General features: G+C 73.3%; 13 protein-coding genes. 8 read left to right on the forward strand and 5 right to left on the reverse strand.

Annotated features, from left to right (window positions below):
• Window positions 1-63: 63 nt before the first annotated feature.
• Entirely contained in the window at window positions 64-1479 is a 1416-nt protein-coding gene (locus AB0I72_RS07375; RefSeq protein WP_358564043.1) for a sigma-70 family RNA polymerase sigma factor, read from the reverse strand.
• Between the two features lie 1087 nt (window positions 1480-2566).
• On the opposite strand from AB0I72_RS07375, the gene AB0I72_RS07380 reads away from it, so the two are divergent.
• Genes AB0I72_RS07380 through AB0I72_RS07390 form a run of 3 tightly spaced genes read left to right on the forward strand, consistent with a single transcriptional unit; the run spans window position 2567 to window position 6460 of the window.
• The gene (locus AB0I72_RS07380; RefSeq protein ID WP_358564045.1) at window positions 2567-4828 is read left to right on the forward strand and encodes a polyprenyl synthetase family protein; all 2262 of its coding nucleotides are present in this window, start codon (window positions 2567-2569) and stop codon (window positions 4826-4828) included.
• 49 nt (window positions 4829-4877) lie between these two features.
• Window positions 4878-5567, forward strand: a complete 690-nt coding sequence (locus AB0I72_RS07385; RefSeq protein ID WP_358564047.1) for an ABC transporter ATP-binding protein — start codon at window positions 4878-4880, stop codon at window positions 5565-5567.
• 2 nt (window positions 5568-5569) lie between these two features.
• Window positions 5570-6460 carry an ABC transporter permease gene (locus AB0I72_RS07390; RefSeq protein ID WP_358564049.1) on the forward strand — a complete coding sequence of 297 codons (891 nt, stop codon included), beginning with the start codon at window positions 5570-5572 and terminating at the stop codon, window positions 6458-6460.
• On the opposite strand, the gene AB0I72_RS07395 is transcribed toward AB0I72_RS07390, so the two are convergent.
• Window positions 6364-7539 carry an AMP-binding protein gene (locus tag AB0I72_RS07395; protein ID WP_358564583.1) on the reverse strand — a complete coding sequence of 392 codons (1176 nt, stop codon included), beginning with the start codon at window positions 7537-7539 and terminating at the stop codon, window positions 6364-6366. The genes AB0I72_RS07390 and AB0I72_RS07395 overlap by 97 nt on opposite strands.
• Window positions 7540-7788: 249 nt before the next feature.
• Between AB0I72_RS07395 and menB the strand changes: the two genes are divergently transcribed.
• The 4 genes from menB to AB0I72_RS07415 all read left to right on the forward strand — a co-directional run bounded on the left by menB (window position 7789) and on the right by AB0I72_RS07415 (window position 12514).
• Entirely contained in the window at window positions 7789-8628 is an 840-nt protein-coding gene (menB, locus tag AB0I72_RS07400; protein WP_358564051.1) for a 1,4-dihydroxy-2-naphthoyl-CoA synthase, read from the forward strand.
• On the forward strand, window positions 8625-9599 hold the full coding sequence (locus tag AB0I72_RS07405; protein WP_358564053.1) for an o-succinylbenzoate synthase: 975 nt from the start codon (window positions 8625-8627) through the stop codon (window positions 9597-9599). The genes menB and AB0I72_RS07405 overlap by 4 nt, the downstream gene beginning before the upstream one ends.
• 252 nt (window positions 9600-9851) lie before the next feature.
• Complete coding sequence (gene menD, locus AB0I72_RS07410; RefSeq protein ID WP_358564055.1) at window positions 9852-11567, forward strand: 2-succinyl-5-enolpyruvyl-6-hydroxy-3-cyclohexene-1-carboxylic-acid synthase; 1716 nt, start codon at window positions 9852-9854, stop codon at window positions 11565-11567.
• A gap of 86 nt (window positions 11568-11653) precedes the next feature.
• Complete coding sequence (locus AB0I72_RS07415; RefSeq protein ID WP_358564057.1) at window positions 11654-12514, forward strand: cupin domain-containing protein; 861 nt, start codon at window positions 11654-11656, stop codon at window positions 12512-12514.
• A 27-nt stretch (window positions 12515-12541) separates the two neighbouring features.
• On the opposite strand, the gene AB0I72_RS07420 is transcribed toward AB0I72_RS07415, so the two are convergent.
• A complete protein-coding gene (locus AB0I72_RS07420; RefSeq protein ID WP_358564059.1) occupies window positions 12542-13903 on the reverse strand; it encodes an acyltransferase in 1362 nt (453 codons plus the stop codon).
• A 187-nt stretch (window positions 13904-14090) separates the two neighbouring features.
• On the opposite strand from AB0I72_RS07420, the gene AB0I72_RS07425 reads away from it, so the two are divergent.
• A complete protein-coding gene (locus tag AB0I72_RS07425; protein WP_358564060.1) occupies window positions 14091-14462 on the forward strand; it encodes a VOC family protein in 372 nt (123 codons plus the stop codon).
• A 69-nt stretch (window positions 14463-14531) separates the two neighbouring features.
• Here the strand turns inward: AB0I72_RS07425 and AB0I72_RS07430 are convergent, their stop codons facing one another.
• Entirely contained in the window at window positions 14532-15959 is a 1428-nt protein-coding gene (locus AB0I72_RS07430; protein ID WP_358564062.1) for a glutamine synthetase family protein, read from the reverse strand.
• Window positions 15956-17800 (reverse strand): IucA/IucC family protein, encoded by a 1845-nt coding sequence (locus AB0I72_RS07435; protein WP_358564064.1) that lies wholly within the window; start codon window positions 17798-17800, stop codon window positions 15956-15958. Before AB0I72_RS07435 ends, AB0I72_RS07430 begins: the two co-directional genes overlap by 4 nt.
• Between the last annotated feature and the right edge of the window lie 13 nt (window positions 17801-17813).

Below are 17813 nucleotides of genomic sequence, written 5' to 3' on the forward strand. Positions count from 1 at the left end.
CACGACGGGGCCGCTCCCCGGTGAGGGAACGGCCCCGAGGCGTCTCGCCCGGCGGCGTGTGGGCTAGCTGGCGAAGTCCAGCAGCTGCTGCGCGCGGCTCGGGTGGCGCAGCTTGGACAGCGACTGCTTCTCCAGCTGGCGGATGCGCTCGCGGGTCAGGCCCAGGTGCTTGCCGATCTCGTCCAGCGTGCGGGGCCGGCCGTCCATGAGGCCGAACCGCAGGGACATGATCGTCGCCTCGCGCGGCTCCAGGTCGGACAGGGCGTTGCGCAGCTGGTCGGCCATGAGCTGGCGGTCGACCACCTCGGAGGCCTCCGAGGCGTCCACGTCCTCGATCAGGTCGCCGATCCGGGTCTCGCCGTCCTCGCCGATGGTCGAGTCCAGGCTGATCGGCTGACGGGTGACCCGCAGCAGCTCCTCGATCTGGGCCGGGGTCTTGTCCAGCTCCAGCGCCAGCTCCTCCGGCGTGGGCTCGCGGCCCAGCGCCTGGTGCATGTCGCGCTCCAGTCGGCTGACCTTGCTCAGCAGCTCCAGGACGTGCACGGGCAGGCGGATGGTGCGGGCGGAGTCGGCGAAGCCGCGCTGGATCGCCTGGCGGATCCACCACATGGCGTAGGTGGAGAACTTGAAGCCCTTGGTGTAGTCGAACTTCTCCACGGCCCGGATCAGGCCGAGGTTGCCCTCCTGGACCACGTCCAGCAGCGACATCCCCCGGTCGCTGTACTTCTTGGCCACCGACACGACCAGGCGCAGGTTGGCCTCGAGCATGTGGGACTTGGCCTGGCGGCCGTCCTCGGCCACCCACTCCAGTTCCTCGATCTCGGCCTCGGCCATCGGCACCGAGCCGTCGACCTCGCCGTGCAGGCCCAGGCGGTACTCGGCGTACAGCCCGGCCTCCACGCGCTTGGCCAGGTCGACCTCCTGCTCCGCCGTGAGGAGCTGGCGGCGGCCGATGGCCTTGAGGTAGGTGTGGACGGAGTCGCCCATGGCGGGCGACTGGTCGTCGAGATCGGCCTCACCGGTCTCCGGATCGGTGGTGGCCTGGGTGGTCTCGGTCTTCTTGGCGCGCCGCGTGGAGCGGGCCTTCCTCCGGGTGGAGGGGCCCTTGCCCTTGCGGGGCGCGACCTTGCCGGATGCGGCCTTGGGTGCCTCGTCGGTGTCGGGCACCGTCGCGATGAGAGTGTCTTCCAGCACGTCGTCCTCGGCGTCAGGATCGGCCACCGGCGCGGAGTCGTCGCCCCCGTTGGCGAGTCGGACTCCGTTCTCGGTGAGTTCACGCAGGATGGAGCGGCTGTCGGGAGCGGAGATCCCGGCCGCGGAGAAAGCGGTACGCAGTTCGGAGAGGGACAGGTGTCCCTGAGAGCGCCCGCGTGTGATCAGGTCGGACAGAGCCGCCTGGGCGGCGGTCTCCTGGTTCGGAGCCGTGCCTGCGGGGACTTCGGCGGCGGGGGCCGAAGCGGCTGAGGCGGTGCTCGTCATCTGGACACCTCCCTCCCTTCCATGACGTGTGGCACGTGGCGGAGGGTTCCCGCCGACTGGACGCGCCAATATGTCCAACGTGTCGGGGAGTCAAATGTTCCCTGTCTCGATTGGATATCGAAGGGAGTGGTATGGATCACGGTGTGATCGGTGGCCATGCGTGTCCGGGAGCGGGTAAGAGGGCTCGTTTCCGGCGCGGGGCGACAGGGGCCCCACGGGTCGGGCACGGGGGAGGGCGCAGGGCCGGGAACGAGTGGACCGATGGCTCTCGCCAACTGCGGACCTCCTTGGGAAAGAGGGGCCGGGGGACCGGATACACAGGTAGACGTCGGGACACGTCCGGAAGTTCCCCGACCTGTCCGGACACGGCGCGTGGGGTGCGCGCGGGCCCGGAGGGCGTGGTCCGGCCGTGTTCCCAGGTCCCACCTGGTGCGGGTGCCATCGGCCTGGGCTGGGGCACCCGCTGAGGTCAGGGTCCCATGTGTTCGGAGTGACCCGGTAACGCCGGTTCGGGTCGAGGCGGCCCGAGGGGGGCGCTTCGGGGGTCGGGCGCGGTCCGCGGGGCGCGGCGTTCGCGCGGGCGGCGAACGGTGGTCGAATCATTTCCGTCCGGCATGTTTCCGTGCCTTTCGGGTGGTCGGGGGATTCCGTGGGCGCGGTGGGATCGTGGGCGCGGGGTTCGCTTTCTTCCTTATGGAACTCGCTCTGGGGAAATGTCGTGTGTGGATGTTCTTCCGACCCCCGGGTGCTCCCGCGTGTGGTGCTTCCCCGGTGGGGGAGGCGTGGTGCGCCGTGGTCACCAATGCCCATGTCATGGGCGTTTCTGGGCGGCTGTCGGTGATGTGTCCTCCTGTGGGCGGGGTGGCGGAGCGCGGAAGGTCGGGAAACTCCGGCAAAAGCCGCGAATTCTGAGCCGTGAGGTCCGGGGTTCCGCCGCAGAATTGATGACGATTCTTCGTTCCGGTACGCTGATCCACGAATTCGGATAACCCCAAGACCCGCTCCGCCGTTGCCCGAAATTCCATGCCGAATCGGGTGCGTTCGGGATCCACCACACGTCGCGCGTGCCGCGCATGAGGGAGAGTTGATGACCCAGTCACTGACGGGACCGGTGCGTTCGGACGACGCGGGTGGAGGGGAGTCGCCCGACCTGGCGACCCTGGAGATCCCGCGTCAGTCCCCCGGCCTGGAGCGGTGGTGGTTCAACGCGCACCTGGACGCCGATGACGGCGCGTTCGGGCTGGTCTTCTCCTTCGTCCGGCACCGCGTTCCCACCCCCGACGGATCACCCCTGGACGCGCACGCCGTCGTCTGGTTCCGCAGCGACCCCGGCGCCGCCGCACACGTCGGCGAGTCGTGGTTGGACGAGGGGGCCGTGCGGCTGGTCCGCGACGCGGCGGCCACGGACCGGAGCATGGACGCCCGTGTGCGGAGCGCGCTCACCGAGACCCTGGAACAGGGGCGCGGGTTCCGGCCCGACCACGCCCTGCCCGGTCCCGTGAAGGTGGCCCCGACCCGGCTCGACCTCGACTACGGGGTCGCCCGGCTCGGCAAGGACGGCGACGACTACCTGGCGGAGGCCGACGGGGCCGGATCGGGCTTCGCCCTCCGTCTGACACCCCTCAAGCCCGCCGTCCACGCGTCGTTCCCCCACGCCGGTCTCCGGGGCGGCGGCGACACCACGCACGCCCCCTTCATTCCACGCCTGGCGGTGACCGGCACCGTCCGTGCCGGTGAGCACACGCGGTCGGTACGCGGCGACGGCTGGTACGAGCACGCCTTCGGCGACACCCGGCACCGCCTGGACGGCCCCCCACCGGTCGATGATCCGGAGTGGACGTGGGCGGGACTGCGGCTGGACAACGGCTGGGAGGTGTCCGTCCGCGAACCGAGGCGCGCCGACGTGGCCGGTGGACGGACCCGGGCGGAGGAGGCGTTCGCCGTGGCGGTGTCACCCGACGGACGCCGGGTCCAGGCGCCCGCCCGCCTCCGGGCCACCGACTCCTGGACGTCCCTGGCCACCCTGAACTCCTACGGCACGGCCTGGGAGGTGGAGATCCCCGATCTGGATCTGCGCCTGGGCGCACGGGCGTGGTTCCCCCACCAGGAGGTCCGCTCCCTGATCCTGCTCTCGGGCATGCTGGAGGCACACGTCACCGTCGAGGGGACCATGGCGGGGCGGCCCGTGCGCGGGCGCGGGGTCTGCGAGGTGTTCCCGTCCAACCGGATCGGGGACTTCGAGCGGTACGTGACCCGGGTCCGCGCCGTGACCCGGAACGAGATCGACCGCCTGTACTCCGCGGGCCCCGACCACACGCTGGCCAGCGTCGCCGGATCCGAGGACCGTCCCGGGCGGCTGGACGCCCTCGTCGCGGACGATCTCCACGGTTCGCTCGTGGAGCCGATGCGCCACGCGACCCGCGGCCTGGGCAGGAGTTGGCGCTCCTACGTCGTCGCGGCGGTCACCGAGATGTGCGGCGGTGACAGCGAGCGGTACCGACCCCTCCTGGCCGCCACCGAACTGATGCACACCGGATGCCTGGTCATCGACGACGTCCAGGACGCGTCACCGATCCGCCGGGGCCGCGAGTCCGTGCACACCGTCTTCGGAGAACCCACCGCCATCAACGCGGGCACCGCGGCCTACTTCGCCTTCGACCGGGTGCTGCGCGAGGTCCTGCCCGACGACGACCGTCTCCGGCTGCGCGTGTACCAGACCTACCTGCGGGTGCTCCGGGCCGGGCACGCCGGACAGGCCCTCGACATCGCCGGTCACGCCACCGCCATGGACGCGGCGGTGGCCGCCGGTGACGCGTCCCGGGTCCTGCGCCGCCTGCGCACGGCGCACCGGCTCAAGACCGGCGTCCCGGTCGCGGGACTGGCGGAGATGGGCGCCCTGGTCGCCGGGGCCGACGAGCACGTGATCGCCGCCACGGGCGACTACTTCGAGACGGTCGGACTGGCCTACCAGATCAGCGACGACGTCATGGACCTGCGCGGTGTCACCGCCGTGGACGCCTCGGGCGGACGCCGACGCACCAAGCACACCGCCGAGGACCTGCACGCGGGCAAGGTCACCATGCCCCTGGCGCACGCGGTGGGGCGCGTTCCCACTCCCCGCATGCGCGAGATCTGGCACGAGGTCAGGGGCGGCGACGCCGACGAGGCCACCGTCGCGGGGGTCGTGGCGGACCTGAAGGCCCACGGCGCCGTCGACGCGTGCACCGACGAGGCGCGCCTGCTGGTCGACGAGGCCTGGAAACCCCTCCGGGACCTCGTCGCGCCCAGCTGGCACACGGTCATGATGCGCGCGCTCGGCCACTACTGCGCCCAGCGCGAGGCCGAGTAGCCCCGTGTCGATCCGCCCGACCACCCCATCGGACCAGGAGGTCCCCCGTATGTCCGGTTCCCTGCCGTACCTCACGGTCGTCGACGTGCACAAGTCCTACGGCCGGTACCACGTGCTGCGCGGCGTCCGCCTGGAACTTCCGCCCGGATGCCTGGCCGGAGTGGTCGGGGAGAACGGCTCCGGCAAGTCCACGCTGCTGCGCATCCTCGCCGGACGCCTCGCACCCGACCACGGCACCGTCGACCACCCCGGCGGGCTCGGCTACTGCCCCCAGCACACGGTGCTCAACCCGGCCTTCACCGTCGCCCAGCACCTGCGCCTGTTCCAGGTCGCCTACGACCTGCCCACACTGGACCGCGCCCACGAGCTGATGGACGTCCTCCACTACGCCGAGTACCTCCACCACCGGGTCGGCACGCTCAGCGGGGGTACCCAGCAGAAGCTCAACCTCACCCTCGCGCTCATGCACGATCCGCCGCTGCTCCTGCTGGACGAGCCCTACCAGGGCTTCGACTGGGACACCTACGAGCGGTTCTGGGCGCTGGCCGCCGAGCTGAGCCGTCGGGGCCGCTCGGTCCTGGTCGTCTCGCACATCGCGTTCGACACCGCCCGCTTCGACGCCCTGTGGCGGCTGGAGGGCGGCGTCCTGGTCGACGGTGACCGCGAGGCCGCGCACGCGGGCGCGGCCGTCCCCGGCGGCGTCACCGTCCCCGGCGCCGTCGCCGTGGCGGGGGGCTGACCGTGCGACGCGCCTGGACCCGTTACACCGCGGCCGCCCGCCACGCCCTGCTCGAACACCTGCGCAACCGGCTGGCGCTGGTCCTCGTGGTGTTCTTCATCCCGACCTGGATCACCCTGGTCTACCTGGTGATCGCCGACGCCGACGTGTCCTTCCTGCTGCGCGCGACCGGTGAGACCGTGGTCGTGCACGGCAACCACGTCAGCAAGATCTCCGGCGCGATCAACGCCGTGACCCTCATCGTCGGCTTCATGATGTTCATCGTCACGTTCCGGTCCGCCGACTTCGACGCGCGCCTGGCCATGGCCGGGTACCCCCGTGCCCACCTGCTCGCGGCCAAGCTCACCGCGCTCCTGGTCGCCGCCGCGCTGGTGTGCGCCTACGCGGTGGCGGTGATCTGCGTGTACTGGGTTCCGGAGCAGCCGGTGACGCTGTGGCTGTCGCTGCTGGGCGCCGCGCTGGCCTTCGGCGGCATCGGGGTGATGCTGGCGGCGGTGCTGCGGGGCGAGCTGGAGGGGATGTTCTGCATCATCATGCTGTCCATCATCGACATGGGCCTGCAGAACCCCGTGTCCAACCCGGCCTCCGACAGCGACGTCGTCAGGTTCCTGCCCACCTACGGCACCATGCAGACCGGCGTCGCGGCCGGGTTCCTCGACTCCGTGCCCGTGGCCCACCTGTTCCTGGGACCGCTGTGGTTCGTGTGCGCGGTGCTCGTGGCGGCGGTCGCGTTCCGGGTGAGCACGCGCGACCGGACGAGGTCCCCGTTCCGGTGGCCGCGGGCGGCCCCGGGCGCTCAGGCAGTCGGGGAGCGCAGCGCCACCAGGTCGGGCTTGCCCGACGCCAGCAGCGGCAGCGCGCCGCGGACCTCCAGCTCGCGCGGCGCGGCGTAGGCGGGCAGTCGCTCGCGCACCCACGCGCGCAGCTCCTCCAGCGTCGGCGGGTCGGCCGGGTCGGCGGGGACCACCACCGCGCACACGCGCTGGCCCCACTCCGGGTCGGGCCGGCCCACGACCACCGACTCGGCCACCGCCGGGTGCGCCAGGACCAGGTCGTTGACCTGACCGGGCACCACCTTGTGGCCGCCGGTGTTGACGACCTCGTCCGCCCGGCCCAGCACGCTCAGCCGCCCGCTCCCGTCGACGCGCCCCAGGTCGTTGGTGCGCAGCCACCGGCGGCCGTCGGCGTCGGTGACCAGCGCGCCGGGATCGGGCTCCACGCCCGGGGCGAGCCGGTAGGCGGTCAGCAGCATCGGGCCCGACAGCAGGATCCGTCCGGGCGCGCCGGGGCCGTCGCCGTCCACGCGCACGCGCGCCCCGTCCAGCGCGAGGCCGTCGTAGACGCAGCCGCCGCAGGTCTCGGTCATGCCGTAGGTGGTGACCACCCGGCCCCCGGCGTCGCGGGCCGCGGCGAGGAGCGCGGGTTCGGCGGCGGCCCCGCCCAGCAGGATGGCGCCGAACACCGACAGGTCCGTCCCGGCGGCCAGGAGCCGGCGCAGCTGGGTCGGGACCAGGGACACGTGCGGGCGCAGGCGGGAGGCCAGGTCGGTCACGGTGTCGACGTCGAACGGCGCGTGCACGGCCTCGCTGCCGGTGGCCAGCGCCCGCAGGATGACCTGGAGGCCGGAGACGTGGCCGGCGGGCAGGACGCACAGCCACGCGTCGCCGTGCGACGCGCCGACGCGCTCGACCGACGCGCGGGACGAGGCGCGCAGCGCGGCGGCGGACAGCTCCACGCCCTTGGGCGGTCCGGTCGACCCGGAGGTGGTGACGACCAGCGCGGTGTCGGCGTGGACCGGCGGCCCGCCGTCGAGGCCGGTGACGCCGTCGGGGGTCAGCAGGGAGGACGGGCGCATCGCGGACAGGAGTTCGCTCACGCGGGCGTCGGGGGTCCCGTCGGGGATGGGCAGCAGGGCGGGGCCGTCCCCGCCCAGGGCGCGTGCCACCAGGTCGCCCAGACGCCCGGGGTCCAGGCCCCTGACGGCGCGGAGGGGGCGGCCGACCTCGGGCGGATCCGTCGGTCCGGGGAATATTCCTGGTGTCTCGTCTGCCACGCGGGACAGCCTACGCCTGAGTAGCCTTCCGGAGTCCCCACGGGGCCGGGAACAGGGGGTGTGCCCGCACGTCCCCGCTCGCCTGGCACAATGCGTAGGGTCGACGCGTGGACGCGGTCCCCCGTGTCCACACCGTTCCCCGTGTCCCCGTGAGGAGAAGCAGAAGCCGTGAGCAGCGTGATCGACTGGCAGCGGTCGGGCGAGTATTCCGACATCATCTACGAGACCGCGGAGGGCATCGCCAAGATCACGATCAACCGCCCAGAGGTCCACAACGCCTTCCGGCCGCAGACGTTGTTCGAGCTCCAGGACGCGTTCAACGTCGCCCGGGACGACTCCGAGGTCGGTGTGATCATCTTCACCGGCGCCGGCGACCAGGCGTTCTGCTCCGGCGGTGACCAGAAGATCCGTGGCGACGACGGTTACATGGGCGACGACGCCGTGGCCAGGCAGGGCATCGGCCGCCTCAACGTGCTCGACCTCCAGGTGCAGATCCGCCGCCTGCCCAAGCCGGTGATCTGCATGGTCGCCGGGTGGTCCATCGGCGGCGGCAACGTCCTCCAGGTCTGCTGCGACCTCACCATCGCCGCCGACAACGCCAAGTTCGGGCAGACCGGCCCGCAGGTCGGCTCCTTCGACGGCGGCTACGGCTCCTGGCTGCTGGCCGAGACCGTCGGCCTGAAGAAGGCGCGCGAGATCTGGTACCTGTGCCGCCAGTACAGCGCCCAGGAGGCCCTGGACATGGGCATGGTCAACACCGTCGTGCCGCTGGCGGACCTGGAGAAGGAGACCGTCCAGTGGGCGCGTGAGATGCTCACCAAGTCTCCGCTGGCCCTGCGCATGGTCAAGGGCGCGATCAACGCGGTCAGCGACGGCGCGGCGGGCATGCAGCAGTTCGCCGGGGACGCGACGATGCTCTACTACATGAGCGAGGAGGCCCAGGAGGGCCGGGACGCGTTCAAGGAGAAGCGCCGTCCGGAGTTCGACAAGTTCCCGCGCCGCCCGTGACCGCCGACCCCGGGTCGGCGGACGGTCCCGCCGGGGGGCGCTCCTTCGCGATCGGCCTGCGCAACCGCTTCCGCGGCATCACCGTACGCGAGGGCATGCTCGTGCGCGGACCGGCCGGGTGGGGTGAGTTCTCGCCCTTCGCCGAGTACGGTCCGCGCGAGTGCTCGCGCTGGTGGGCGGCCTGCCACGAGGCCGCCCACCTGGGCTGGCCCGCGCCGGTGCGCGACCGTGTGCCGGTCAACGTGACCGTGCCCGCCGTGGACCCCGACCGGGCCGCCGCGATCGTCCGCGCCGGGGGCTGTGCCACCGCCAAGGTCAAGGTTGCCGAGCGCGGCCAGGACCCGGGCGAGGACATCGCCCGCGTCGAGGCCGTGCGCGACGCCGTCGGCCCCTCGGGGCGCGTGCGCGTGGACGCCAACGGCGCCTGGGACGTCGACACGGCCGTGCGCATGGTCCGGGAGCTGGACCGGTTCGGTCTGGAGTACGTCGAGCAGCCGTGCGCGAGCCTGGACGACCTCGGCCGGGTGCGGCGCCGGGTCGACGTGCCGGTCGCCGCCGACGAGTCGGTGCGCCGGGCCGAGGACCCGCTGCGCGTCCGCGCCGCCGGGGCCGCCGACATCGTCGTGCTCAAGGTGCAGCCGCTCGGCGGCGTGCGCGCGGCCCTGCGGGTCGCCGAGGCGTGCGGCCTGCCGGTGGTGGTCTCCAGCGCCGTCGAGACCTCCGTCGGCCTGGCCGCCGGGGTGGCCTTGGCGGCCGCGCTGCCGGAGTTGCCGCACGCGTGCGGGCTGGCGACCATGCAGATGCTGACCGGCGACGTCACCGCCGACCCGCTGCTGCCCGAGGGCGGGTACCTGCCGGTGCGCGCGGTGTCGGTGGACGAGGAGCGCCTGCGCGCGGTCGAGACCGATCCGTCGGCCTGGCGGTCCCGCGCCGAGGCCGCCCGCACGGCGGGAGGCTCGGCCGGACCCTGACCGCGTCCCGGAGGGGCGGGGCGCAGATCACAGCCGTGACCAGCCGCCGTACCCTCGTGAACGGGGTTCACTGGACAGACGGGTCCCACCCGAACCCTCGACACCACCGCCGCCCACGGCACCGACCGGGGCATCGACGACCGGTACCCCCGCACCCGCGAGCGGGCTGACGGCCACCGCGACACCACCCGCAAGGAGGCAGGGGCGTCCCTCCCGGACAGAGCAGTCCCGGGAACCGGCCCCGAGAACCCGATGAATCCGTCTACCGCCCTGGCCCGGGTCCTCGTCGACGAGCTGGTCCGGTGCGGCCTGGAGGAGGCCGTGGTCGCGCCGGGGTCGCGCTCGACGCCGCTCGCGCTCGCCCTGGTCGCCCACCCCGACGTCCGTGTCCACGTGCGGGTCGACGAACGCTCGGCGTCCTTCCTCGCGCTCGGTCTGGCGCGGGCCTCGCGGCGTCCGGCGGCGGTGGTGTGCACCTCGGGGACGGCGGCCGCGAACTTCCACCCGGCGGTCATGGAGGCGGACGAGAGCGGGGTGCCGCTGCTGGTGCTCACCGCCGACCGGCCGCCCGAGCTGCGGGGCACGGGAGCCAACCAGACGGTCGACCAGATCGGCCTGTACGGGGGCGCCGTGCGCATGTTCGCGGAGGTGGGCACGCCCGACCCGGTTCCGGGCATGGTGCCGTACTGGCGGTCGCTGGCCTGTCGCGCGTGGAGCTCCGCGGTCGACGGCCGCCCCGGCCCCGTCCACCTCAACGTCGCCTTCCGCGACCCGCTGACCCCCGACGGACCCTCGTCCGTGGCCTGGACCGCGCCGCTGGACGGCCGCGAGGGGGACCGTCCGTGGATCAACCGGCCCGGTCCGCCGGCCGCGCCCGCCCCCTACGTGCTGCCCGACGTCGAGCGGGGCGTGATCGTGTGCGGTGACGGCGACTACGACCCGGTGCCGTTCCTGGCCCTGTCCGAGCTGACCGGGTGGCCGCTGCTGGCCGAACCCACCTCCAACGCCCGCCGGACCGGTGCGCTGTCCACCCACCGCCAGCTGCTGGCCGCACCGCGCTTTTCCGCCGCGCACGCGCCGGAGCTGGTGGTCAGCGTCGGTCGCCCGAACCTGTCCCGCCAGGTCCTGGCCTACCTGCGGCGCGCGCCCCGGCACGTCGTGGTGACCGCATCGGCCGTCGGCGATCCCGCCGCCGGGCTGGCCAACGCCTTCTCCGACCCGGCGCGCACCGCCACCGACGTCGTCGCCGCCGTCGCGCCTCCGGCCGGGGTGTCGTGGGACGAGCCCGCGCGCACCGACTGGTCGCGTTCGTGGTGGCGGGCGGAGGAGGCCGCCCGCCTCGCGCTGGACCGGCTGCTGGACGCCGACGAGATGCTCAGCGAGCCCCGCCTGGCCCGCGACCTGGCCTCGCAGCTGTCCGCGGGATCGCTGCTGTTCGCGGGGGCGAGCATGCCCATCCGCGACCTGGACGCGACGATGCGCGCCCGCTGCGGGCTGCGGCTCGTCGGCAACCGGGGGGTGAGCGGGATCGACGGGACGGTCTCCACGGCCGTCGGGGCGGCGCTCGCGCACCAGCGCGACGGCGGCGGTCGCGCCTACGCCCTGCTGGGCGACCTGGCGATGCTGCACGACCAGAACGGCCTGATCATCGGGCCGGGGGAACCGCGCCCGGACCTGGCCGTGGTGGTGGTCAACAACGACGGCGGGGGGATCTTCTCCGGGCTCGAACAGGCCGGGCACCCGGACTTCGAGCGGGTGTTCGGGACACCGCACGGGGTGTCGATGGAGCGCGTCGCGGCCGTGGCCGACCTGCCGTACACGCGGCTGGAGTGGGCGGCCGACCTGCCCAAGGCGCTCATGGGCGAGGGGCTGCGCGTGGTCGAGGTGCGTACCGGGCGGTCCGACAGCGCCGTGCTGCGCCGCCGCATGCAGGCGGTGGTCGACGGGGCGGTCGACGCCCTGCTGTGAGGCGCCGTTCCAGGGTTGGGCGTGGGGTGGGAGGGGAAGGAGGCCCACAAGGGACCGGCGAGACACCTGATCCCCGGGGGGCGTGCGTGGCGGGGTCGATCACGATGAACTACGTGCTGCACATGACCGAACTGGCCCGTTGGCGCGGGGGCAGTGGAGATCTGGAGCCGGACAGCCTGCACACCCACGGGTTCGTCCATGCCTCTCCCAACGAGCACGCCATGCTGGCGGTGGCCAACTCCCTGCACCGGTCCGCGACCGAGCCGTTCTGCGTCCTGGTGGTCGACACCGCGCGCCTGACCTGCGAGGTGCGCTGGGAGGACCCCTGCTCCCACATCACGTTGGACGAGCGGTTCGGCGCGGCCCTGGCCGAGGACCTCCTCTTCCCCCACATCTACGGCGCGATCCCGCGTGAGGCCGTCGTGGGCGTGCGCTACCTGCGACGCGAGCCCCCGGGGGTGTTCACGGCCGTCGACCAACGCGGATCGACGGCCGAGGCGCTCGACCTGTTCCCGCACCCCGAGGGCGGGTGGTTCCGGGCCACGTGGCGCAGCGGGGTGTACGTGCGGCCGGAGGGCTACGACGCCGAGCGCGAGACCGCGTCGGCGCTGCAGTACCTGCTGTGCCCGGGGGAGCGGTGCCGGTGGCACCGGCTGAGGTCGGCGCAGATGTGGTCCTTCTGCCGTGGCGGGCCGACCCTGGTCGAACTGGGCGGGACCGGGCCCCAACCCGAGGTGCGGGAGAGGTACACGCTGGGCCCGCACGCGGAGGCGGGGCAGTCGCTCCAGGTGCTGGTGCCCGCCGGGACCTGGCAGACCGCGCGCACGCTCACGGCGGAGGAGACCCTGGCGACGTGTTTCACGTCGCCCGCGTTCGAGTTCGAGGACCTGGAGGTCGCCGACGCGGGCGGGAGTCTGCGGTTCCCGCTCTTCGACATCCGGCCCTGAACCGGGGCGGGCCGCCCGCCGAGGCGCTCAGCCGCCGGACCACCGGTGGCGGGCCAGGCGAAGGACGGCGGCGCCCACCGCGTAGGAGCCCAACACGGCCATGGTGAACGCGTTCACCTGGTGCACTCCGGTAAGGGCGATCCCGGTGAGCCCGGCCAGCATCGCGACCAGGGCGAACGCCAGCAGGGCGCGCCAGGCCGCGGTTCCGATCGGCGACGCGGTCCGGATCCGCCATCCGGCGCTGGAGGGGGCGGTGCGCGCCTCGACGCCGCCGAAGGCGACCACGAGGACCGCCAGCACCAGGGCGACCGAGACCAGCCACGGCACCCGTTGCAGCAACCACGCGGCCGAGTCCACGGGCCACTGCGCCAGCAGGCCGGTGCCGTACAGGGCGGCGCCGGTGATGACCGCGGCGCTCATGTGCCACAGGAACACGGTCAGCACCACCGAGTTCACCGCCACGACCGCGGTCCAGGGCCGGGGACGCCGCAGCAGCCGCCGCGCCGGACGCGAGAGCCACAGTACGACCGCGGTCTGGGTCAGACCGAGGACCAGCAGCGCGAACGTCGGCGGTGAGGTGTTGCCCAGCTCCTGACCCGGGACGGTCACCATGCTGATCGGGTAGGGGCCCAGCACGGTCAGTCCGAGCAGCAGCGCGCACCCGCCCAGCGCGGCGGCGGCCACGACGAGGGGGCGCGGACGGGCCCGGCGGTCCCGCCACAGATACCCGAGCTGGTGCATGGTGAGCCAGACCAGCAGGTAGTTGGCGGCGCCGACGATCGGGACCCCGAAGCCCAGCCGCGCGGCGTCCAGGACCAGGACGAGCCCGACGAGCACCAGCGGCACCGCCGCCCCCCACCGGCGGTGCAGCCCGTGCGTCACAGGGGCGAGGACGACGACGCACAGGTAGGCGGCCAGGAACCACAGGGGGATGGCGGCGGCCCAGACCGCCAGGCCGACGACCTCGGGCGGAACGTCCAGCAGCAGCGCCGCGAACGCGACCGCCCACACGGCGGCGAGGAACGCCGAGGTGGGGCGGAGCAGGCGGTCGGTGCGCCCCAGCACCCAGCCGAGCGCGTCCCCGCCCCTGTCCCGGTGCGAGGTCAGCGACGCCGCGTTGGCGTACCCGCCGACCAGGAAGAACACCGGCATGACCTGGAACAGCCAGGTCAGCGGTTGGCTCCAGCCGAGCTCACCCAGGGCGTTGCGCCCGGAGATCCCGTCGTCGGTGGTCACCACCACGGCCAGCCAGTGGCCCAGGACCACCATCACGATGGCCAGGGCGCGCAACAGGTCCACGTAGCGGTTGCGGTGCTCCGGGGTCGATCGCGCGGTCTGGCGTATCCGGCGCAGGACCGCTGGTGTTCTGGGACACCACGTGTGGGGCATGGGACGCGACCACCGATCCGGATCCGACTGCTTGCCAGTGTGTGGGTTCACCTATCCGGAGGGCGGGCTCTGACACGGACCGAGGGAGACCTTGACCGCCTCCATACCTTGGGCGCGGGTCCTTCCCGGTTCCGAGGACGGAACGGAGCCGGGAAGGACCCACGGGGTGTCGTAGGCCTCGGGCACAATGCGGAACATGAGCAACAGGCACCACGACATCGACTACGTCGAACTGACCGTCACCGACCTCGACCAGGCCAAACGCTTCTACACCGAGGCCTTCGGCTGGAGCTTCAACGACTACGGTCCCGAGTACTCGGGCATCCAGAGCCCCGCGGGCGGGGACGCCCCCGAGATCGGCGGCCTCGCCCTGGGCGAACGACCCAGCCCGGGCGGGCCGTTCGTCCTGCTCTACTCCGAGGACCTGGACGCCTCCGCCGAGGCCGTGCGCAAGGCGGGAGGCGAGGTCGTCAACGGCCCCTACGGCTTCCCCGGCGGGCGGCGGTTCCACTTCACCGACCCGAGCGGCAACGAACTGGGGGTCTGGTCGGCCGCCTGACCCGGTCGCATCCACCGGCAGCCGGTACGGTGCCCCCGCCGCCCCGGGCGGCGGGGGCACCGCCCGAGGTCAGCCGCGCTCGAAGTGGCGGCGGCGCTCGAAGTCGGTGACCGACGCCGAGAACGCGGCCAGCTCGGCGCGGGCGGCGGCGGCCTGGTGCCGCACCACGTCCGGGCCGAAGCACGCGCGGGCGATCTCACTGCCCTCCCACGCCAGGACGGCCTCCTCCAGGGAGGTCGGCAGCCGGGGCCCGTCCTGGGCGAACGCGTTGCCCACCGTGGGCTCCGGCAGGGGGAGCGCCTGCTCGATCCCGTACAGCCCCGCCGCGACGATCGCCGCCACCGCCAGGTAGGGGTTGGCGTCCCCGCCGGGCACCCGGAACTCGATCCGCGCCGACTCCCCGGAGCCCACCACGCGGACCGGGCACGTCCGGTTGTCCAGCCCCCACGCGATGCTGCTCGGCGCGAACGCGTCCGGCGCCAGCCGCTTGAACGAGTTCATGTTCGGCGCGTACATCAGCGCGAAGTCGCGCATGCACGCCAGCTGCCCGGCCACGAAGTGCTCCATGTACTTCGACATGCCGTGGCGACCGGTCCCGTCGTCGGCGAAGACCGGCGTCCCGTCCGCGTCGCGCAGCGACAGGTGCACGTGGCAGGAGTTGCCCTCACCGCCGTCGTACTTGGCCATGAACGTCAGCGCCGCACCGGCCTGCGCGGCCAGCTGCCGGGCGCCCGCCTTGTACACGACGTGGTTGTCGCAGGTGCGCAGCGCGTCGTCGTAGCGGAACACGATCTCGTACTGCCCCGGGTGGCACTCACCGCGCGCCGACTCCACGGTCATCCCCGTGCGCTCCATCGCCGTGCGGATCCGGCGCATCAGCGGGTCGATCTCGGTGACCTCGGGGACGGCGTAGTCGGAGTTGAACCGCGTCGCCGGGGTCAGGCCCCGGTAGTCGGCCTCGAACGCGCTCTGGTAGTCGTCCCGGAACACCAGGAACTCCAGTTCGGTCCCGGCCAGCGCCCGCCACCCGCGCTCGGCGAGCCGCGCGAGCTGGGTCTGGAGCACCTGGCGGGGCGCGACGGCAACGGGCGCGCCGTCGGCGCCGTGCGCGTCGCCCAGGACGAGCGCCGTCCCCGGGTCCCACGGCAGGTACCGCAGGGTGGACAGGTCCGGCATGATGTCGAAGTCGCCCAGGCCGCCGCCCCACGGGTCCGTCGCGTACCCCGGGCGCGCCTCCATCTCCACGTCGGTGGCCAGCAGGTACAGGCACGCGCCGAACCCGTCCCGGACGATCCGGTCGGTGAAGTCGCGCGGGTTGACCCGGCTGCCCTGCACCCGGCCCTGGAGGTCGGGCAGGGCGACCAGCACGTCGGCGATCGCCCCCGAGGCCACGTCCGCGCGCAGCTTCTCCAGCGGGACCGGGAAGGGCGGCGGCGGGGGAGACGTCGGCAGCGTCTCGGTCAGCGGCGGCAGGTCGGCGCCGAACCCGGCGGTCACTGCTCCCCCTCCGACGACGGGCCGCGGTGCAGCGGGTTGGGGATGGGCGGCGCGTCGAGGTGGAACTCGGCGTCGCGCTCGGCCCGCTCGTGGTACCCGCCGCCCAGCAGGCGCTCACGGTTCAGGCACACCCGCTCGAACTCGGGCTGGAGCAGGTCGAAGGCGGCGAACCGCTCGGCCAGCTCGGGGAACTCCTCCTGGTAGCGCAGGATCTCGGCGCGCACCAGCTCCCAGAACCGGTCCTCGGCCACGCCCAGCTGCTCCTCGACCAGCGGCGCCAGGTACCGGAAGTGCCCGATGAACAGCGACTTGGCGATCGAGGACGTCAGCTCCCGGGCGTCGAAGCGCATGAGCACGCCCAGCGCCGCCTCGGGCAGGTCCGCGTACTCGGGCAGGTCGGTGTCCAGCAGCTTCATGTCGTCCACGAAGTCCTTGACCGCGAGCCGGGTCGGGCGGTCGCGGTCGTCGTAGACCACGATCGCGTTCTCCCCGTGCGGGTTGAACGCCAGCCCGTAGCGGTAGAGCAGGTGCAGGACGGGCGGCAGGATCGCGCCGAACAGCGCGGTCAGCCACGCCTCGGCGGACAGCCCCGAGCGCTCGACCAGTTCGGCGGTCAGCGCGCGCCCGCGCCCGTCCACGTGCAGCAGGGCGGCGAGCGTGCGGGCGGTCTCGTCCTGGCGCAGCTGCTCGGTGACCGGCTCGCGCCACAGCGCCCCCAGTAGCTGGCGGTGCCGGTAGGGCGCGTCGGGGATGTCCTCCAGCACGGGGTGGCGGACGGCGACGGCGGCCACCTCGCCGGGCAGGATGACCTCGCACCGCTCGGACAGGAAGGCGTCCTTGTCGCGGAGCTGGTGCACCCACGCGGTGCTGGCGGGCGCGGCCCGGCACAGCTCGGTGGGGATGCCCCGGTAGACCATCGTGTTGAGGATGGCCAGCGACAGCTTCACGTTGAGCCGGTCGGGGCGGGTGAGGTTGGTGAAGGTCCGGATCGACTGCTGGGGCAGGTAGGCGTCGGGCACGGTGCCCAGCGAGACGATCAGCCCGGCGGCCACCTCGGCGGCGAACAGCGGCACGACGACCTCGTCCCACTGCCAGGGGTGGACGGGCATCCACACGTACTCGTCGGCGCGCTCGCCCGTCTGGTCCTCCAGGCGCGCGGTGAACCGCTCCAGGACCTCGGGGTCCAGCTCCTGGGCGCGCAGCTCGGGCTGGGACAGCCCGGGCACGCCGTGGTGCTCGGCCAGCGAGCGGTGGACGGCGATCCACGGCAGGCGCTGGGCCCGGCGCTCCTCCGGCGGGTACAGCGCCCGGTCGCCCGCCGAGAAGCCCACCCGGCCCTTGTTGGCGAAGATCCACGGGTGCCCGCCCTGGTGCCCCTCCAGGTGGGCGTGGTCCAGGTCGGCCAGGTGGGCGGCGGTCGCCTCGTCCTCGGCCAGACGGGTGTCGGAGGAGAGCGTGGACATCAGCTCGCCGACCGTGAACGCCTCCACCGCCGGGTCGACGACCCCGGCCGCGCCCAGGTCGCGCAGCAGACCGAACGGGGTGGCCGGTGCGGCGGTGCCGTCAGGGGAGTGCCGCTCGACGCTGCCGGGCTCGACCCGCCAGGCGTCCATACTGGTCCGGCGGCCGGTGAACGTGTAGGCGGCGCCCGCACCGGTCTCGGCCCGCCACCGGCCCTCCCCCTCGGGGGTGGGCCGCAGCGCGTACTCGAAGCACAGCTCCGCGACCATCTTGGCGGTCAGGTGCTCGCAGGCGCGGTCCCACCGCTCCCGGGAGAGCTCGGTGGGCGCGGGCAGCGGATCGGGCGGGGTGACGGGGGGCCGGGTGGCGTGCGTGTTCATGGTGTTCTCGCTT

The organism is Nocardiopsis sp. NPDC049922 (assembly GCF_040660275.1).
Lineage (GTDB): Bacteria > Actinomycetota > Actinomycetes > Streptosporangiales > Streptosporangiaceae > Nocardiopsis.

Coding starts and splice junctions, on each gene's coding strand:
- AB0I72_RS07375 (WP_358564043.1), bottom strand. CDS start 1,479: ATGACGAGCACCGCCTCAGCCGCTTCGGCCCCCGCCGCCGAAGTCCCC.
- AB0I72_RS07380 (WP_358564045.1), top strand. CDS start 2,567: ATGACCCAGTCACTGACGGGACCGGTGCGTTCGGACGACGCGGGTGGA.
- AB0I72_RS07385 (WP_358564047.1), top strand. CDS start 4,878: ATGTCCGGTTCCCTGCCGTACCTCACGGTCGTCGACGTGCACAAGTCC.
- menD (WP_358564055.1), top strand. CDS start 9,852: ATGAATCCGTCTACCGCCCTGGCCCGGGTCCTCGTCGACGAGCTGGTC.
- AB0I72_RS07420 (WP_358564059.1), bottom strand. CDS start 13,903: ATGCCCCACACGTGGTGTCCCAGAACACCAGCGGTCCTGCGCCGGATA.
- AB0I72_RS07425 (WP_358564060.1), top strand. CDS start 14,091: ATGCGGAACATGAGCAACAGGCACCACGACATCGACTACGTCGAACTG.
- AB0I72_RS07435 (WP_358564064.1), bottom strand. CDS start 17,800: ATGAACACGCACGCCACCCGGCCCCCCGTCACCCCGCCCGATCCGCTG.